Consider the following 16,643-nt stretch of genomic DNA (forward strand, 5'->3'; position numbering starts at 1 on the left):
GGCAGCGGGCGAGGTCATCGAGGCTGAGCAAGAGGACATCGAGTTCCAAGGCGGGTCATCGGGCTGGGAGACCGGGCCGAAGCCGGCGTCGGAGCGGGAGACCAGGCGAAAGCCCGCTTCGGACCAAGACACCGAGCGAAAACCCGCATCGGACCAAGACACCGAGCGAAAACCCACATCGGACCAAGACACCGAGCGAAAACCCACATCGGACCAAGACACCGAGCGAAAACCCACATCGGACCAAGACACCGAGCGGAAGTCGGCGTCAGGCGGGGGCTCGGGAGGCGCGAGAGGTGAGGTCGAGGAAGGTCTGTTCCAGGCTGCGGCCGTGGCTGAGCTCGGCGAGGGTGCCCTGGGCCAGGACGCGGCCGGCGCCGATCATCACGATGCGGTCGGCGACCTGCTCCACCTCGTGCAGCAGGTGAGAGCTGAGCAGAACGGCGCAGCCGGAGGCGGCTAAGTCCCGCAAAAGCGCACGCATCCATTGGATGCCCTGGGGGTCGAGGCCGTTCGCGGGCTCGTCGAGGATGAGCGCCTTGGGACGGCCGAGGAGCGCGTGGCCGATGCCGAGCCGCTGTCGCATGCCGAGTGAGTAGCCGCGCACCGGCCGCCGGGCCTCCTTGGCGGTCAGGCCCACCAGGTCGAGCACCTCGTCGACGCGCGATGGCGGCAGGCCGAGCATGAGCGCGCCCAGGGTGAGCACCTCGCGCCCGGTGCGGCCCGGGTGCTGCGCGCCGGCGTCGAGCAGGGTGCCCACGTCGTAGCCGGGACGCGCCAGTTCGGCGTACGGCTTGCCCAGCACGGTCGCGCGGCCCGAGGTGGGCTTGGCCAGGCCGGTCAGGATGCGCATGGCCGTCGACTTGCCCGCGCCGTTGGGGCCGAGGAAGCCTGTGACGGAGCCGGGGTGGACAGTGAAGGACACGTCGTCTAGCGCCTTCACTCCCTTGTACGTCTTGGTGACGCGGTGGAGTTCGATCACGTTCAAAAGTTCATCGGAAACGCCGCCGGATCACATCGGACCAGGGTCGAGAGTCGCGGTCGCCAGGGCTACACCTGCAGGGCGGGCTATAGCCCAGGGTCTATAGCGGAGTCGACCCAGGGTTCTAATGCGCAGGCCAGGCGATGTTTAGGCTGATGGCCGTGCACGACCACCGCTTCGTCCCCCCGCGCCGGATGGCAGGTGACGGCCTCGTCCGGCCGCACCCGGCACCAGGCCACGGCCTCTCCTCGCCAGGCCGGACGTCAGGTCACGCCTTCGGCCTGAGGCAGCTGATGTCAGGCGGTGCCCGGAGCTCTCCGCACCGGACCCCAGGCGGTGCCCACAGCTCGCCACACCAGAGGCCAGGCAGTGATCCCCGCTTGCCACCCCAGGCCCCAGGCGGTGACCTGGACTCGCCATCCCAGGCATCAGGCGGTGCCCAAGACTCTGCGCACCAGACGCCAAGCGGTGCGCAAAACTCGCCGCACCAGACCCCGGGCGGTGCCCAGAGCCCGCCGCACCAGACCCCGGGCGGTGCCCAGAGCCCGCCGCACCAGACCCCGGGCGGTGCCCAGAGCCCGCCGCACCAGACCCCGGGCGGTGCCCAGAGCCCGCCGCACCGGAGCCCAGGCAGTGCCCACAACTCGCCACACCAGACCCCAGGCAGTCCCCAGGGCTCGCCGTACCCGAGCCTCGTCGTCGAGCGCTCGGGTACGGGCGAACACCCGGGCGCCGGACGGGTGGCTCGGCATGGCTGAGGCCGCCACCGCCGGGCGGCCCGCCGACAGGCTGGGGGCCGTGCTGCTCTACCTGTTCGCCGGGCTGCCCCTGCTGCTCTCCGCCGCGGTGCTGGTCAGCAGCGGCACCGCCTACGGCCCGCAGGTGAACGTGGGCCTGCTGCTCGCCGACATGGCCGCCGGCGCGGCCGGGATGGCGCTGCTGCCGCTGCGGCGCAGGTGGCCGTGGCAGATCGCGACGGTGCTCGCGGTGCCGACGGCGTTCTCGATGGCGGCGGGCGGGCCGGCGATCGTCGCGTTCGCCTCGCTGGCCACGCGTCGCCGGTGGCGGCAGGTGGTGCCGGTCGCGGTGCTGTTCTGGGCGTGCGAGCTGGTCTACAGCCGGTGGAAGGACGACTTCCGGCTGACGGCGTTCTACGCGATCTCCTCGGCCGCCGTCCTGGCCGCGGTGACCGCGTTCGGGCTCTATCTCAGAGGACGGCGCGAGCTCGAGTCGGAACGGCTGGAGGCGGAGCGGCGCGGACAGGCGCAGCGGGTGGAGCAGGCCAAGCTGGCCGAACGCCTGAAGATCGCGCAGGAGATGCACGACGTCCTGGCGCACCGCCTCTCCCTGCTGGCGATGCTGGCGGGCGGGCTGGCGTACCGGAAGGATCTGACGCCCGAGCAGATGCGGGAGACGGCGCTGGCGATCCAGGAGAACGCGCACCAGTCGCTGAACGAGCTGCGCGCCGTGCTGGGCACCCTGCGGCGGGGCGGGCACGACGGCCAGGCAGGCCAAGGCGACGCGGCCGAAACGGGGCCCGCCGCGCCGCAGCCGACGCTGGCCCACCTCGACGCTCTCTTCGCCGAGGTGCGCGCCGCGGGGCAGCAGGTCGAGGTGCACGACACCGTCACCGACAGGGAGCGGCTGCCGGCGCAGACGGGGCGGCACGCGTACCGGATCGTGCAGGAGGCGCTGACGAACGCGCGCAAGCACGCGCCGGGGAGCGTGGTACGGGCCGAGATCGGCGGGCGGCCGGGCGACGGGCTGCGGATCCGGGTGAGCAACCCGGCCGCGCCGGGCAGGTCGGGGCCGGGCGGGCGGCTGGGCCTGGTCGGGCTGGCCGAGCGGACGCGGATGGCCGGAGGGACGATCACTCACGACGTACGCGACGGGCGTTTCGTCCTCGACGCGCTGCTGCCGTGGGAGGCTTGAGGCGTGGTGAGAGTCGTGATCGTGGATGACGATCCCATGGTGCGCACGGGCCTGCGGCTCATCCTGGGCGGCGAGCCCGACATCGACCTCGTGGGCGAGGCGGGCGATGGCAAGCAGGCGATGGCGGTGATCCGCGACCTGCGGCCCGACGTCGTGCTCATGGACATCCGCATGCCCGAGCAGGACGGCCTGACCACCACCGAGCTGCTGCTGCGGCAGGCGTCGCCGCCCCGGATCCTGGTGCTGACGACGTTCGACGCCGACGACATGGTGCTGCGGGCGCTGCAGATCGGCGCGAACGGGTTCCTGCTGAAGGACACGCCGCCGCCGAAGATGATCGAGGCGGTGCGGGCGGTGGCCAAGGGCGAGCCGGTGCTGTCGCCGAGCGTCACCCGTCAGGTGATCGCCGCCGCCACCGGACGCTACGAGCCGCGCCGGTCCGACGCCGCGCGCGAGCTGGCCGAGCTGACCGAACGCGAGCGGGAGGTGGCCATCGAGGTCGCCAAGGGCAGCTCCAACGCGGAGATCGCCAGGGATCTGTCGGTGAGCGTGGCCACCGTAAAGGCCAACATCACCCGCATCTTCGCCAAGCTCGGCACGGACAATCGCGTGCACGTCGCGATGAAGGTCCGCGATGCCGGTCTCCTCTGACCGTCCCCTCGGTCGGCGGGCTGGGCGGTTCCGCCCCTCGTGGGTGCGGGCGAAGGCCCGCTCCGACTTGGTCTCCGCGCGCCGCCTTGCCTGGGCGCGACGTCCGGACGCGGCGAGGCGTCGGCCGGGGCGCTCGCGGGCCGGACCCGGGCGGACACGCTCACAGGCAGGACCCGAGAAGAGGCGCTCGCAGACCGGACTCGGGCAGAGACACTCATAGGCCGAACTCGGGCAGAGACACTCACAGACCAAACCCGGACGGAGACACTCACAGACCGGACCCGGGTCAGGGGCTCGCCAGCCGGACTCGGGTCGAGGTGCCGGCTGCCTGCTCCGGTCGGGCGGACGGGCTCCGGTCAGGCGCTCGCGGGCTTTCGCGCGAGCCGCCGCCTGCGCGTCCGAGCCCGCGTCCCGCCTCCGACGGTGCGGTGCTGCGGCGGACGCGCCGGAACCCACGGCTCCGGCCGGCCGGGGCTGAACCTGGCCGGGAGCGCGAGGGGCCGGTCGCGGGAGGCGGTGGGGCGGGCAGACGCGTGCCGAGGTCTCGCCTCACCGCAGATCGCAACCTCGCCGCGCAGCAGAGCAACCTCGCCTCACCGCAGACCGCAACCGTGAGCGCCGTAGACCACAAGCCGCAAACCGCAGGCCGCAACCTTGCAGCGCCGCAAACCGCAGGCCGCAACCTTGCAGCGCCGTAGACCAGAAGCCGCAGGCCGCAACCTCCGCCGCGCCGCAGACCGAAAGCCGCAGGCTGGAGGCCGCAGGCTCAGGAGCGGGCGTTCAGGGGGGCGGTGCTGCGGCGGACGATCAGGTTCGTGGCCAGCTCGATGCGGGTGCCGGACGGCCCGCGCGGGTGGGTGAGCTCTTCGTGCACGAGGCGGACGGCTTCGTTGGCCATGTCGTCGAGCGGCTGGCGCACGGTCGTGAGCGGCGGTGACAGCATCTCGCACAAGGTCGAGTCGTCGAACCCCACGACGGACAGGTCGTCGGGGACGCGCAGGCCGCGTTCGGTGGCGGCCTGGTAGACGCCGGCGGCCTGGAGGTCGTTGCCGGCGAAGACGGCGGTGGGCGGGTCGTCGCGGTCGAGGAGTTCGCCGCCGAGCGACTTGCCGCCGCCGACCATGAAGTTGCCGTAGCGGGTGAGCGCGGGGTCGGGCTCGATGCCGAACGTGCGGTGAGCCGCCAGGTAGCCCTCGTAGCGGTCGAGGGTGCACTGGGTGTCGAGCGGCCCGCCGATGAAGCCGATCCTGGTGTGGCCGAGCTCCAGCAGGTGGGTGGTGGCCATGACGCCGCCGAGCCAGTTGGTGGCGCCGACGGTGGACAGCCGGGGGTCGCGCTGGCCGACGGGGTCGAGCAGCACGAGCGGCACGTGCAGCAGTTCCTCGATGGCCTCGATCTCGCGCTGGTCGGCTCTGGACAGCACGAGCACGATGCCGTCGGTGTTGCGCTTGCGGACCATGCCGATCCAGCGGCGCAGGTCGAAGTCGGGCCGGTAGGAGGAGGTGACGACGAGGGAGAAGCCCCAGCGGGCGGCGGCCTTCTCGGCACCGCTGATCAGCACTTGCGCCCACGGCGAGCCGAGGCCGTCGATGAGCAGGTCGATGATGCCGGCGCGGGGCTTGCTGGGCGGGCGCGGAGCCTCGTAGCCGGAGGCTCGTACGGCTTCGAGCACCTTGTCGCGAGTGGCGGCCGAGACGTGTTTCTTGCCGCTGAGCACCTTGGAGACCGTCGGCACGGACACTCCGGCGGCCGCGGCGACGTCGGCCAGCGTGGCTCGACGCACAGGACCTCCCGTTGGCCGTGGCACCGCCTTCCGGCGGAGCCGGTGATGTTGCGACTTTCGGAAAACCGCCCGGACGTTGGCGGGCCGCTGAGCAGGCGGTATTCCGCCATGCGAGCGGGTTATTGACAGGGATACGAGGCGGACCTTAGCGTAACAGCCCGGCAAAGTCACGATGATTTATCGGAAAGTTAATCGGAAACTTTCCGATCTCAGGAAAGTCGCGAGGGGTCATGCCTGCACTTGAAGATCCGCCGGAGCCGGAGATCGCGCAGAAGCGGGCGCGGCGGGTCGAGGAACTACTCGCCGGCATGTCGCTGCAGGAGAAGCTCGCCCAGCTCGTCGGCGTGTGGCTGAACGTCAACAGGAAGAAGGGCGTGGTCGCTCCGCTGCAGGACTCGATGCAGGGCGAGGATCTCGGGTTCGAGGATTTCGCCCGCAACGGCGTCGGCCACATCACCCGTCACTTCGGCACGACCCCGGTCGAGCCGGAGGCCGCGCGCAAGACGCTGGCCGAGCGGCAGCGGTGGCTGCGTGAGAACACCAGGCTCGGCATTCCGGCCATAGCGCACGAGGAGTGCCTGACGGGATTGGCGGCCTGGCGGGCCACGACGTACCCGGCGCCGCCCGCGTGGGGCGCCACCTTCCACCCGGAGCTGGTGGAGGAGATGGGCCGGGCGATCGGCGCGAGCATGCGGGCGCTCGGCGTGCACCAGGGGCTGGCCCCGGTCCTGGACGTGATCCGCGACCAGCGCTGGGGGCGGGTCGAGGAGTGCATCTCGGAGGACCCGTACGAGGTGGCGACCGTGGGCTCGGCCTACGTGCGCGGCCTGCAGAACGCCGGCGTGATCGCCACGCTCAAGCACTTCGTCGGCTACTCCAACTCCCGCGCGGGCCGCAACCTCGCCCCCGTGCACGCGGGCGCCCGCGAGGTGGCCGACACGCTGCTGTTCCCGTTCGAGGTGGCGGTGCGCGACGCGGGCGCCGGCTCGGTGATGAACTCCTACGCCGAGATCGACGGCATCCCGATCGCCGCCGACCCCCACTACCTGACCGGCGTGCTGCGCGACACGTGGGGCTTCGACGGCACGGTGGTGGCCGACTACTTCGCGGTGGCGTTCCTGCACACCCTGCACGCCGTGGCGGCCGACGCCGGTGACGCGGCCGTGCAGGCGCTCAGCGCGGGCATCGACATCGAGCTGCCGACCGGCGTCACCTACCTGGAGCCGCTGGCCGAGGCGGTGGAGTCGGGCCGGATCGACGAGGCGCTGGTCGACCGGGCGCTGCTGCGGGTGCTGCGGCAGAAGGCCGAGCTGGGCCTGCTGGACGACGACTACGACCCCGAGCCGCAGGGCGAGGTGGACCTCGACGACCCCGCCTCCCGCGACATCGCCCGCCGCCTGGCCGAGGAGTCGGTGGTGCTGCTGACCAACGACGGCGTGCTGCCGCTCGGCGACGCCGCGGGCCGCAGGATCGCCGTCGTCGGACCGAACGCCGATCAGGTGGCGGCGCTGTTCGGCTGCTACTCGTTCGTCAACCACGTGCTGCCGCACTTCCCCGACGTGGAGACCGGCATCGCCGCGCCGACCCTGCTGGAGGCGCTGCGCGAGGAGCTGCCGCAGGCGCGCATCGAGACCGCGCGCGGCACGGGGGTGGACGACGGCGATCGCTCGGGGATCGCCGACGCCGCCCGCCTGGCCGCCGAGTCGGACGTCGCGATCGTCGTGCTGGGCGACCGTTCCGGGCTGTTCGGGCGGGGCACCTCGGGCGAGGGCTGCGACGTGGAGTCGCTCGCCCTGCCGGGCGCGCAGCAGGAGCTGGCCGACGCGGTGCTCGCCACCGGCACGCCGACCGTGGTGGTGCTGATGACCGGCCGCTCGTACGCGGTGCCGGGCATCATCGAGCGGGCCGCCGCCGTCGTGCAGGCGTACTTCCCGGGCCAGGAGGGCGCGGGCGCGATCGCGCGGGTGCTGAGCGGCGCGGTCAACCCGTCGGGGCGGCTGCCGATGAGCATGCCGCGCGGCATCGCCGGCCAGCCGTACAGCTACCTCCACCCCAAGCTGGGCGGCGCGGGTTCGGTCACCAACCTCGACCCGGCGCCGGTGCTGTCCTTCGGCCACGGGCTGAGCTACACGAGCTTCGAGTACGCGGGCTTCACCGCCGACGAGGAGGTCGCGGCGGGCGAGCCGATCCGCTGCGCGGTCACGGTGCGCAACACCGGCGACCGGGCCGGCGCCGAGGTGGTGCAGGTGTACGCCTCCGACCGGATCGCCTCGGTCACCCGGCCGCTCGCCCAGCTCGTCGGGTACGCCAGGGTCGAGCTGGAGCCCGGGCGGTCGGCGCGGGTCGAGTTCGAGGTGCCGGCCAGGCTGCTGTCGTTCACCGGCCGCGACGGGCGGCGCGTGGTCGAGCCGGGCGAGGTCGGGCTGTCGATCCGCCGCTCCGTCGCCGACGTGGTCGAGGAGCGCACGGTGCGGCTGACCGGTTCGGTGTACGCGTTCGGCGGCGACGAGCCACGGCTCACCACCGTCACGGTGACGGCCGAAGACGCCCAGGGCCGATGAGCATGGACCGTATGGAGGCCTTCAGGCGGCGCGTCGGAGGCTTCGCCTACGGCGGCGACTACAACCCCGAGCAGTGGGACCGGGAGGTGTGGGAAGAGGACGTCCGGCTCATGCGGCAGGCGGGCGTCAACACCGTCAGCCTGGGCGTCTTCGCGTGGGCGTCGCTGGAGCCGGAGCCGGGCAGGTACGAGTTCGGCTGGCTCGACGAGGTCATGGACCTGCTGCACGAGAACGGCATCAGCGTCAACCTGGCCACGCCCACGGCCGCGCCGCCCGTCTGGCTGTCCCACCTGCACCCCGAGGTGTTCCCGATCCGGGAGGACGGCCAGCCGTTCGGCTTCGGCAACCGGCTGCACTACGATCCGTCGTCGCCGATCTACCGTGAGTACGCCGCGCGCATCACGACGAAGCTGGCCGAGCGCTACTCGTTCCACCCGGCGCTGGCGATGTGGCACATCAGCAACGAGTACGGGCCCACGTCGTACGGCCCGGCCGCCTCGGTGGCCTTCCGCGAGTGGCTGAAGCGCAAGTACGGCACGCTCGACGCGCTCAACGAGGCGTGGACCACCCGCTTCTGGGGCCAGGTCTACACCGACTGGGAGCAGGTCGACGTCCCGCACATCCCACGTACGTGGATGAACCCCACCCGCCGCCTCGACTTCAAGCGCTTCACCTCCGACGCGCTGCTGGAGTGCTTCAAGGCCGAGCGGGACATCGTGCGCTCCTTCCGCGACGACATCCCGGTCATGACCAACTTCATGCGCTTCTACCGGCACGCCGACTACTGGAAGTGGGCGCAGGAGGAGGACGCGGCCGCGCTCGACATCTACCCGGACCCGGCCGACGCCGACGCGCACGTGTCGGCGGCCTTCACCTACGACCTGTTCCGCTCGCTCAAGGGCGGTCAGCCGTGGATGCTGATGGAGCAGGCGGCCAGCGCGGTCAGCCAGTGGAAGCTCAACGTCGTCAAGGAGCCGGGGCGGATGCGGCTCGGCTCGCTGCAGGCGGTCTCGCGGGCCGCCGACTCGGTGATGTTCTTCCAGTGGCGGGCCAGCAGGGGCGGGCAGGAGCGCTTCCACTCGGCGATGCTGCCCCATTCGGGGCCGGAGTCGCGGACGTTCAGGGAGGTCACCGACCTCGGGCGGGAGATGAAGCTGCTCGCGCCGGTGGCCGGGACCCGCTCGTCGGCCGACATCGCGATCCTGTTCGACTGGGACGGCTGGTGGGGCCTTGAGGAGGTCTTCGGCCTGCCGCGCAACGACTGGAGCTACACCGACACGGTGATGCGGCACTACACGCCGCTGTGGGAGCGGCACCACGCCGTGGACGTGGTGCCGGCCGGCTCCTCGCTGGACGGGTACAAGGTGCTGGTGGTGCCGAACGCGTACCTGATCGGCGATGCGGGCGCGGCGCGGATCGAGAAGTTCGCGCAGGACGGCGGCACCGTCATCATGTCGTTCTTCTCCGGCGTCGTGGACGCGAACAACCGGGTCAGGCCGGACGGATACCCCGGGGCGTTCCGGCGGCTCATCGGCGCGAAGATCGACGAGTACTGGCCGGCGCGGCCGCACGAGTCGTTCACCGTGGAGTTCGCCGACGGGCGGCGCACCACCTCCACCTGGTGGCGCGAGGACCTGCACCTGGAGACCGGCACCGCGCTGGCCACGTACGCCGACGGGCTGCTGGCCGGGCGGGCGGCCGTGGTCGAGAACCGGTTCGGCGCCGGGCGCGTCGTCTACTTCGCGACGCTGCTGGAGGAGGAGGCGTTCGGCGAGACGGTGGCGCGGGTCGTCGCCGAGTCGGGGGTGCGCTCCCGCTTCGAGGGCGTGCCCGCGCACGTGGAGTGCTCGGTGCGGGGCGACGACGCGTACGAGTACGTGTTCCTGCTCAACCACAGCGGCGGGTCGGGCGCGTCGGTGGCGGTGGACGTGACCGGCACGGACCTGCTCACCGGGCGCCAGGTGTCCGGCGAGGTGCGGCTCGATCCGCTGGGCGCGGCGGTCGTCCAGGTCGCGCGCGGCTGACCCGGCGCGTCCGTCCCGGCGCTTCCCCCCGGGGGCGCCCTCCGGCCGGGCCGGGGCTCAGGCCGGGTGTTGCGCGCAGGTGACGGCGAGGCCGACGACCGGGCGGTAGGCGGCCACCCGGTCGCGGGTCCAGGCGTCCCCGCCGAGGAGCACCTGATCGGTGACGATGCGGTAGATCAGCGCCCTGATCAGAAGCTGCCCCCACTCCGGCAGGTGCGCCCAGCGGGCGGCCAGGGCGGGTTCGGCGCCGTACCAGCACAGGGCGTCGACGACCGTGACCGCCGACGCCCACCCGGCCGGCCGCCAGTAGACGGGCCAGTCGATGATCGCCGGGGGCAGCCCGGGGGCGAACAGCACGTTGCCCGCCAGGTCGCCGTGCACCGCCTGGGACGGCAGGCCGATCGGGCGGCGGGCCCGGACGAGCGGCTCCAGCAGGCCCGCCGGGTCCGGCGTCACGGGCCGCTCCTCCCAGGCGGCCCGATCTCCCTGCGTCCAGGGATCGTCGCGGTCGTCGAGGAAGGCGGGCCTCGGCAGGTGCGCGACGGCCGCGTGGAAGGCCGCGCCCACGCGTAGCGCGTCGTCCGGCCTGCGTACGTCGGGCTCCCCCGCCACCAGCGTGGACGCCTCCCAGCCCTGCACCGTCCAGCCGCCGCCGCTCGCTTCGACCGGGCGGGCGAACCGGAACTCCGGCGACTCCGGCAGGGACGCCAGCACCTCCGCCCGCCAGAGCGTCTCCGGCGGGAAGGTGACCGGCTTCAGCACCACCGGCCCCGCCCGCCACGCCCCGCCCAGCCACACGGGCTCCCCCGCTCCCCCGAACGCGGCCACGACCTCGGCGGGCGGCGCGCCGTCCGGGAGGTGCGTCACGCGACCACCTCCCCGGCGGACGGCGCGGCGCCGGAGACGCGCGTCACCCGGCAGCGGGACGGCGCGGCGCCGGCGGCGGAGGTCATGCGTCCGCCTTCAGCCAGGCGTCCACACCGGCCCGCATGCCGGCCTTCAGCGCCTCCGGGGCGAAGGAGGCGTCGATGCCGGCCCTGGCGAAGTCCGCCAGGTCGTGGTCGGTGTAGCCGAAGACGTCGCGCAGCCGGGCGTACTCGCCGGCCAGCGCGGTCTCCCCGTCCGTGTTGATCGTGACGGCGAGCCCGGCGGCGCGCAGCCGGGGCAGCGGGTGCTCGGCGAGCGACGGCACCAGCCCGAGCAGCACGTTGGAGGTGGGGCAGACCTCCAGCGGGATCCCGCGCTCGCGGACCTCGGCCACGAGACGGTCGTCGTCGAGGACCCTGATGCCGTGGCCGAGGCGCTCGGCGTGCCCGATGTCGAGCGCCTCGCGGATGCTGGCCGCCCCCGCCGACTCCCCCGCGTGGTGCACGAGGTGCAACCCGGCGTCCTTGGCCGCGTCGAGCACGGCGGCGAACGGCGCGAGCGGGTGGCTCTCGTCCCCGGCCAGCCCGATGCCGATCACCTCGTCATGCCGGACGGCCAGCTCGTACGTCCGCCACAGTCGTTCGATCGGCCGCCGCCTGGAGTGGTCGAGCAGCACCCGGCACTCGATGCCGTACCGTTCGCGCCCCTCGGCGAGCCCGTCGAGCACGGCCGCCAGCGGCATGTCCGGCTGCCCGACCCGCTCGCCGTGGGCGGCGGCGGTGAACGTCACCTCGGCGTACCTGGTGCCCTGGGCGGCCTCGTCGGCGCAGAACTCCAGCGCGACGCGGCGGAAGTGCTCGGCGGTGCGCAGCAGCGCGCGGACCTGGGCGCGGCGGTCGGCGAACTCCCTGAAGCTCCGGAACACCCCCTCGGGCAGGGGCTCGCCGCCCAGGTCGCGGACGGTCTCAGGGCGGACGGTGCTCTCCAGGTGCACGTGCAGGTGGGCTTTGGGCAATGCCCGTACGTCTCTCACGTGCCCCCACAGTAGAGAGCGGCATGCCATGGACGCACCGCATTATCGCCCCGGGGCCGGCGGAGGCCGATGAACTGCTCTTCACCGGCGAGCGGGCGGCCGGGGCGCCCGCACGCGGCTGCTCCCGGCCTGCCCGGCCGAGCTGCCGCACCCCATGACCTCTCGCGCCGCGACGGGCTCCACTGCTCACCCGCGGCGGACCCGCCAGGTCAGAGGGTGATGCGCTTGGTCAGGCGCATCTTCGACTGCTTGTGCGGCCCGCGCTCCCAGTCCTCCATGAGCACGGCGGTGAAGCCGTACGAGGCGGCCAGGTCGGCCAGCGTCTCGGTGCGGTAGTAGAAGTCCTCGCGCAGGACGTGGTGCTCCTTGCCTTCGGTGCGGTCGAAGGTGAAGTCGAACCAGGCCCCCGGCTTCATCACCCGTCCCACGTGGGCGAAGCACTCCTCGATGACGTGCAGCGGCGAGTGCGAGAACACGCTGTGGGCGTGTACGACGTCGAAGTGCGCGTCGGGCAGGAAGGAGAAACGCAGGTCGCGTACGGGGGTCAGGTGGGGCAGCTTGTCGGCCAGCCCGTGCCGGACGATGGTGTCCTGGGCGGCGATGAGGATGTCGGGCGAGATGTCGATGCCGTAGTAGTTGCCGGTGTGCAGGTAGTCGATGAACAGGTGGCCGGCGCGCAGGTTGCCGCAGCCGATCTCCAGCAGGCGGCACTCGGGCTTGAGCCCGTGGTCGACGAGGTAGTCGAACTGCAGGCGGCCCAGCGCCAGCCAGCGCTTGTGGCTGTGCGAGCCGACCGCCCCTTCGGGATCGCGGGCGGTGTCGGAGCGCATGACGGCGCGGTAGTAGGAGACGTGGTCCTGCGTACGCAGCCTGAGCCACGTGTCGCGGGCCAGCCGCCGCAGGTGAGGGACGATCTTGTCCGGATGCTTGATCGCGTACGTCGCTTGGTGGACGAGGCTCGAGCGGGCGCGTTTCACGCCAGGGAATCTAGGCCGACGGCCCGGCGTCCCGAGGGCTGTGGCGACACTCTTGATGACCCGTTTGCGCAGCCTTTCACACCTCAGGCGGCGGCGCTCAGCTCAGGTAGTCGCGCAGCGCGAGAGAGCGTGAGGGGTGGCGGAGCTTGGACATGGTCTTGGCCTCGATCTGGCGGATGCGCTCGCGGGTGACGCCGTAGACGCGGCCGATCTCGTCCAGCGTCATCGGCTTGCCGTCGTTGAGGCCGTACCGCATGCTGATCACCCCCGCCTCGCGCTCGGTGAGCTGGTCGAGCAGGGCCCGGAGCTGCTGCTGGAGCAGCGTGAACGAGACCGCGTCGGCCGGGGAGACGGCCTCGGTGTCCTCGATCAGGTCGCCGAACTCGCTGTCGCCCTCGTCGCCGAGCGGCGTGTGCAGGGAGATCGGCTCGCGGCCGTAGCCCTGGACCTCGATGACGCGGTCGACGTCGAGCTCGCACTCCTTGGCGATCTCCTCGGGCGTGGGCTCGCGGCCGAGGTCGCTCGCCAGGCGGCGCTGCACCCGCGCGACCTTGTTGATCAGCTCCACCATGTGGACGGGGATGCGGATCGTGCGGGCCTGGTCGGCCATCGCCCTGGTGATCGCCTGCTTGATCCACCACGTGGCGTACGTGGAGAACTTGAAGCCGAGCCGGTAGTCGAACTTCTCGATCGTCCTGATCAGCCCCAGGTTGCCCTCCTGGATGAGGTCGAGGAACAGCATGCCGCGCCCGGTGTAGCGCTTGGCGATGGAGACCACCAGCCGCAGGTTGGCCTCCAGCATGCGCTGCTTGGCGCGTACGCCGTCCTCCGCGATCCACTCCAGGTCGGCCCGCAGGTCGTCGGGCAGGTCGGGCTCGGTGTCGAGCCGTTCCCTGGCGAACAGCCCGGCCTCGATCCGCTTGGCCAGGTCGATCTCCTGCTCGGCGGTGAGCAGCGGCACGCGGCCGATCTCTTTGAGGTACGCCTTGACCGAGTCGGCTCCGACGGCGGTCATGCCGTCGGCGGTGTTGTCGTCCAGTTCGAGAACCTCTGCTGCTTGGGACAAGACCCTCTCCTCGCTTGCGTGCACCGACGGCGTCCTAAACTTGGGTCGCACCTAACTTTATGCCCCCTCCAATGAAGAGTCAACCTAAAATAAGGTCGGACCTAAGTTTTTGTGTAAGACTGGAGCCATGAGCACCGACACCTTGGGATTGAGAGAACAGAAGAAGCGTGAGACCAGGCAGGCCATCTCTGACCACGCTACCCAACTGTTCCTGGAACGTGGCTTCGACCGCACGACGATCGCCGACATCGCCGCGGCGGCGCGGGTCGCGAAGATGACCGTGACCAACTACTTCCCCCGCAAGGAGGACCTGGCCTTCGACTACCACGAGGAGTTCGTGGCCGGGCCCGCCTCCACGCTCGCCCGCCGCCCGGCCGGTGAGCCGGCGCTGGCCGCGATGCGGCGCGAGTATCTGGCCGCGCTCGAACGCCACGACGCGATCATCGGCTTCACCGGGCCGGCCTTCGCCCGCATGATCGCCGACAGCCCCACTCTGGTGGCGCGCCTGCGCGAGCTGCACGACCTGCGCGAAGAGGCGCTCGCCGAGCAGCTCGCCGGCGAGATGCCCGGTGACCCGGTCGGGGCACGGGCGGTGGCGGCGCAGCTCGCGGCCGCCGACCGGCTGATCTTCCGCGAACTGCAGGCCCGCATGCTGACCGCCCAGGACGGCGACGACGCGACGCTCGACCGCATCGCCGCCGAGGTCGCGGAGATCGCCCGCCGTGTCTTCGACCTTCTGGAGCCCTCACTCGGCACCCTCGCCATCCGCTGACCACCCCCTTCGCCTTGCCACATCACCCGGCCGCGTGGCCCGGCCGCGTGGCCCGGCCGCGTGAGCCTGCCCGCCTGACCCGGCCGCTTGGCCCGGCCGTGTCACCCGGCACATCGTTCGGCGGCGGCCCCCGCCGACCGCCCTCGCTCGTACCCCCTACCCACGACCCGCCGCTACCCAGCCTGCCACCCGCCACCGACAATTCCGCGCGGCCGAAAGCGCGAGCGAGGCAGGCTCAGGGCGGCCGGACGGCGCCGGTGCGGCGGGGCGGACTCCGCTTCGCGGAGCTTCAGCAGGCCCAGAACGCCAGGGGCACCTCGCCGACCACCGGGCGGACTCCGCTTCGCGGAGCTTCAGCAGGCCCAGAGCGCCAGGGGCACCTCGCCGGTCACCCGGTGGGCTCCGCTTCGCGGAGCTCCTGGAGGGCGGCGCGCAGGTCGCCGGTCAGTTCCCAGGCGTCCGGCACCATCTCCCGGTCGGTGACCACGCCGACGTCGAGCCGGCCGTCGTAGGAGAAGGCGGTGATGTTGATGCCGCCGCTGACGTCGGTGATCACCGAGACCGGGTAGTCGGCGAGCAGCCGGATGCCGCACACGTACAGCGGGAACTGGGGCCCCGGCACGTTGGAGACGATCAGGTTGATGGGGGGCGCGGCCTGGCCCACCAGGCCGAACGCCGAGCGCGCGGCGAGCCCCATGAGCGCGGCCGGCATCGACTCGCTGAACTCGCGCAGCCAGCGCGCGGGCGCGAGCGAGAAGCGGTCCTTGATGCGGTGCATGGACTGCCGTACGTGGTGCAGCCGCTCCACCGGGTCGGCGAGGTGCACGGCGAGCGGCGCGGTCATGAGGGCCACCTGGTTGCCCGGCCCCGAGCCCTCGCCCGAGCGCCCCGCCCCGTCAGCAGACCGGCCTGCGGCGTCGCCGGGCCGTACCGAGAACGGCACTCCGGCCACCAGCGGCCGGGCCGGTACGCCGCCGTGGGCGGCCAGCCACCGGCGCAGCGCCCCCGCGCACATCGCCATCACGACGTCGTTGACCGTGACCCCGAACGCCTTGCGCACCTGCTTGATCTCGTCCAGGGGCAGCGCGACGAACGCGTAGCGCCGGTGCGCGGAGACCGGCCCGCTGAACGGCGTCCTGGGCGCGGGCAGCACGGGCAGATCGGGGGCGTGGCCCTCACCGGCGAGGCGGCGGGCGATCCCGGAGACGAGGGCGGCCCCGGGCAGCCGGGAGATGACGGGGATCTCGTCGAGGTGCGGCACGGCGTCGGCGGCGAAGCGCACGGCGTGTGCCGGGTTGGTGGCGAGCCTGGCCAGCGCGCGCACCACCATCTCGGCGGGGGCGGGCGGCGGCTCGTCGCGTCCGGGCGCGCCGGGCGGCGGCGGTGCGGGTTCCGGGGTGATGTCGAGCAGGGCGGCGAGCACGTCGGCGCCGCCGATCCCGTCCACGGCGGCGTGGTGGATCTTGGTGTAGAGGGCCGTGCGGCCGCCGGGCAGGCCGTGGATCAGGTAGATCTCCCACAGCGGCCGGCCGCGGTCGAGGCGGCGCGGGTGCAGGCGGGCGACCTGCTCGGCGAGCTGGCGGTCGTCGCCGGGCGGGGGCAGGCCGATCTCGCGTACGTGGTAATCGAGGTCGAGGTCGTCCTCCTCCTGCCAGTACGGGTGGTCGAGCCCGAAGGGGACGGGGGCGAGCTTGCGCCGCAGCGCGGGCACGTACGGCAGCCGCCGCTGCAGCAGGTCCTGCAGGTCGGCGCGGAGCAGATGGCCGTCGAGAACGGCGAGGCCGGCGATGTTGGCGACGTTGGTGGCGGTCTCGAAGTGGAGGAACTGCGCGTCGAGCGCGGAAAGCCGCGGCATCGTCCCACCTCCGCCCGAACGCGATCACAGAGCCGGCGCCCTCTCTCCAGCTGCCCGCCGACGGGCCGGGCACGCCACCCCGACGGCTGAAGAGACGAAAGATACTGGAGAGTCAGCGCCGCACGATTGAGGTCGCGCCA

At 72.4% G+C, this 16,643-nt stretch carries 11 protein-coding genes and 1 pseudogene; 5 read left to right on the forward strand and 7 right to left on the reverse strand.

What is annotated here, in order from left to right; all coding sequences use genetic code 11:
* Window positions 1-268: 268 nt before the first annotated feature.
* Window positions 269-982, reverse strand: a complete 714-nt coding sequence (locus ACGFIM_RS05330) for an ABC transporter ATP-binding protein (RefSeq protein WP_393194960.1) — start codon at window positions 980-982, stop codon at window positions 269-271.
* Between the two features lie 750 nt (window positions 983-1,732).
* Between ACGFIM_RS05330 and ACGFIM_RS05335 the strand changes: the two genes are divergently transcribed.
* Both ACGFIM_RS05335 and ACGFIM_RS05340 read left to right on the forward strand, forming a co-directional pair.
* Window positions 1,733-2,914 carry a sensor histidine kinase gene (locus ACGFIM_RS05335; protein WP_393194963.1) on the forward strand — a complete coding sequence of 394 codons (1,182 nt, stop codon included), beginning with the start codon at window positions 1,733-1,735 and terminating at the stop codon, window positions 2,912-2,914.
* Between the two features lie 21 nt (window positions 2,915-2,935).
* Window positions 2,936-3,565: a response regulator gene (locus ACGFIM_RS05340; RefSeq protein ID WP_393194966.1), complete on the forward strand. Its 630-nt coding sequence runs from the start codon at window positions 2,936-2,938 to the stop codon at window positions 3,563-3,565.
* A 766-nt stretch (window positions 3,566-4,331) separates the two neighbouring features.
* On the opposite strand, the gene ACGFIM_RS05345 is transcribed toward ACGFIM_RS05340, so the two are convergent.
* On the reverse strand, window positions 4,332-5,348 hold the full coding sequence (locus ACGFIM_RS05345) for a LacI family DNA-binding transcriptional regulator (RefSeq protein ID WP_393194969.1): 1,017 nt from the start codon (window positions 5,346-5,348) through the stop codon (window positions 4,332-4,334).
* A 230-nt stretch (window positions 5,349-5,578) separates the two neighbouring features.
* Between ACGFIM_RS05345 and ACGFIM_RS05350 the strand changes: the two genes are divergently transcribed.
* Window positions 5,579-7,909 (forward strand): glycoside hydrolase family 3 N-terminal domain-containing protein, encoded by a 2,331-nt coding sequence (locus ACGFIM_RS05350; RefSeq protein WP_393194972.1) that lies wholly within the window; start codon window positions 5,579-5,581, stop codon window positions 7,907-7,909.
* A gap of 11 nt (window positions 7,910-7,920) precedes the next feature.
* Window positions 7,921-9,933, forward strand: a complete 2,013-nt coding sequence (locus ACGFIM_RS05355; protein WP_393194975.1) for a beta-galactosidase — start codon at window positions 7,921-7,923, stop codon at window positions 9,931-9,933.
* Window positions 9,934-9,990: 57 nt separating this feature from the next.
* Here ACGFIM_RS05355 and ACGFIM_RS05360 read toward each other — a convergent pair whose 3' ends face one another.
* The 4 genes and pseudogenes from ACGFIM_RS05360 to ACGFIM_RS05375 form a co-directional block, all read right to left on the reverse strand.
* Window positions 9,991-10,800, reverse strand: a complete 810-nt coding sequence (locus tag ACGFIM_RS05360; protein WP_393194978.1) for a TIGR02569 family protein — start codon at window positions 10,798-10,800, stop codon at window positions 9,991-9,993.
* 82 nt (window positions 10,801-10,882) lie between these two features.
* On the reverse strand, window positions 10,883-11,833 hold the full coding sequence (gene add / locus ACGFIM_RS05365) for an adenosine deaminase (protein WP_393194981.1): 951 nt from the start codon (window positions 11,831-11,833) through the stop codon (window positions 10,883-10,885).
* 209 nt (window positions 11,834-12,042) lie between these two features.
* Window positions 12,043-12,810, reverse strand: coding sequence for a class I SAM-dependent DNA methyltransferase (locus ACGFIM_RS05370; RefSeq protein ID WP_393194984.1), 768 nt, complete (start codon window positions 12,808-12,810; stop codon window positions 12,043-12,045).
* Window positions 12,811-12,907: 97 nt separating this feature from the next.
* Window positions 12,908-13,846, reverse strand: a pseudogene (locus tag ACGFIM_RS05375) (RNA polymerase sigma factor); the annotation flags it as partial.
* A gap of 157 nt (window positions 13,847-14,003) precedes the next feature.
* On the opposite strand from ACGFIM_RS05375, the gene ACGFIM_RS05380 reads away from it, so the two are divergent.
* Window positions 14,004-14,648: a TetR/AcrR family transcriptional regulator gene (locus tag ACGFIM_RS05380; RefSeq protein ID WP_393194987.1), complete on the forward strand. Its 645-nt coding sequence runs from the start codon at window positions 14,004-14,006 to the stop codon at window positions 14,646-14,648.
* Window positions 14,649-15,036: 388 nt separating this feature from the next.
* On the opposite strand, the gene ACGFIM_RS05385 is transcribed toward ACGFIM_RS05380, so the two are convergent.
* Entirely contained in the window at window positions 15,037-16,503 is a 1,467-nt protein-coding gene (locus ACGFIM_RS05385) for a wax ester/triacylglycerol synthase family O-acyltransferase (RefSeq protein ID WP_393194990.1), read from the reverse strand.
* Window positions 16,504-16,643: the final 140 nt, after the last annotated feature.

This window comes from Nonomuraea sp. NPDC049309 (assembly GCF_043196965.1).
Classification (GTDB): domain Bacteria; phylum Actinomycetota; class Actinomycetes; order Streptosporangiales; family Streptosporangiaceae; genus Nonomuraea; species Nonomuraea fastidiosa.

Excerpts from the sequence above, each read along its gene's own strand:
- ACGFIM_RS05335 (WP_393194963.1), top strand. The coding sequence starts at position 1,733 with ATGGCTGAGGCCGCCACCGCCGGGCGGCCCGCCGACAGGCTGGGGGCC.
- ACGFIM_RS05350 (WP_393194972.1), top strand. The coding sequence starts at position 5,579 with ATGCCTGCACTTGAAGATCCGCCGGAGCCGGAGATCGCGCAGAAGCGG.
- ACGFIM_RS05355 (WP_393194975.1), top strand. The coding sequence starts at position 7,921 with ATGGAGGCCTTCAGGCGGCGCGTCGGAGGCTTCGCCTACGGCGGCGAC.
- ACGFIM_RS05380 (WP_393194987.1), top strand. The coding sequence starts at position 14,004 with ATGAGCACCGACACCTTGGGATTGAGAGAACAGAAGAAGCGTGAGACC.
- ACGFIM_RS05385 (WP_393194990.1), bottom strand. The coding sequence starts at position 16,503 with ATGCCGCGGCTTTCCGCGCTCGACGCGCAGTTCCTCCACTTCGAGACC.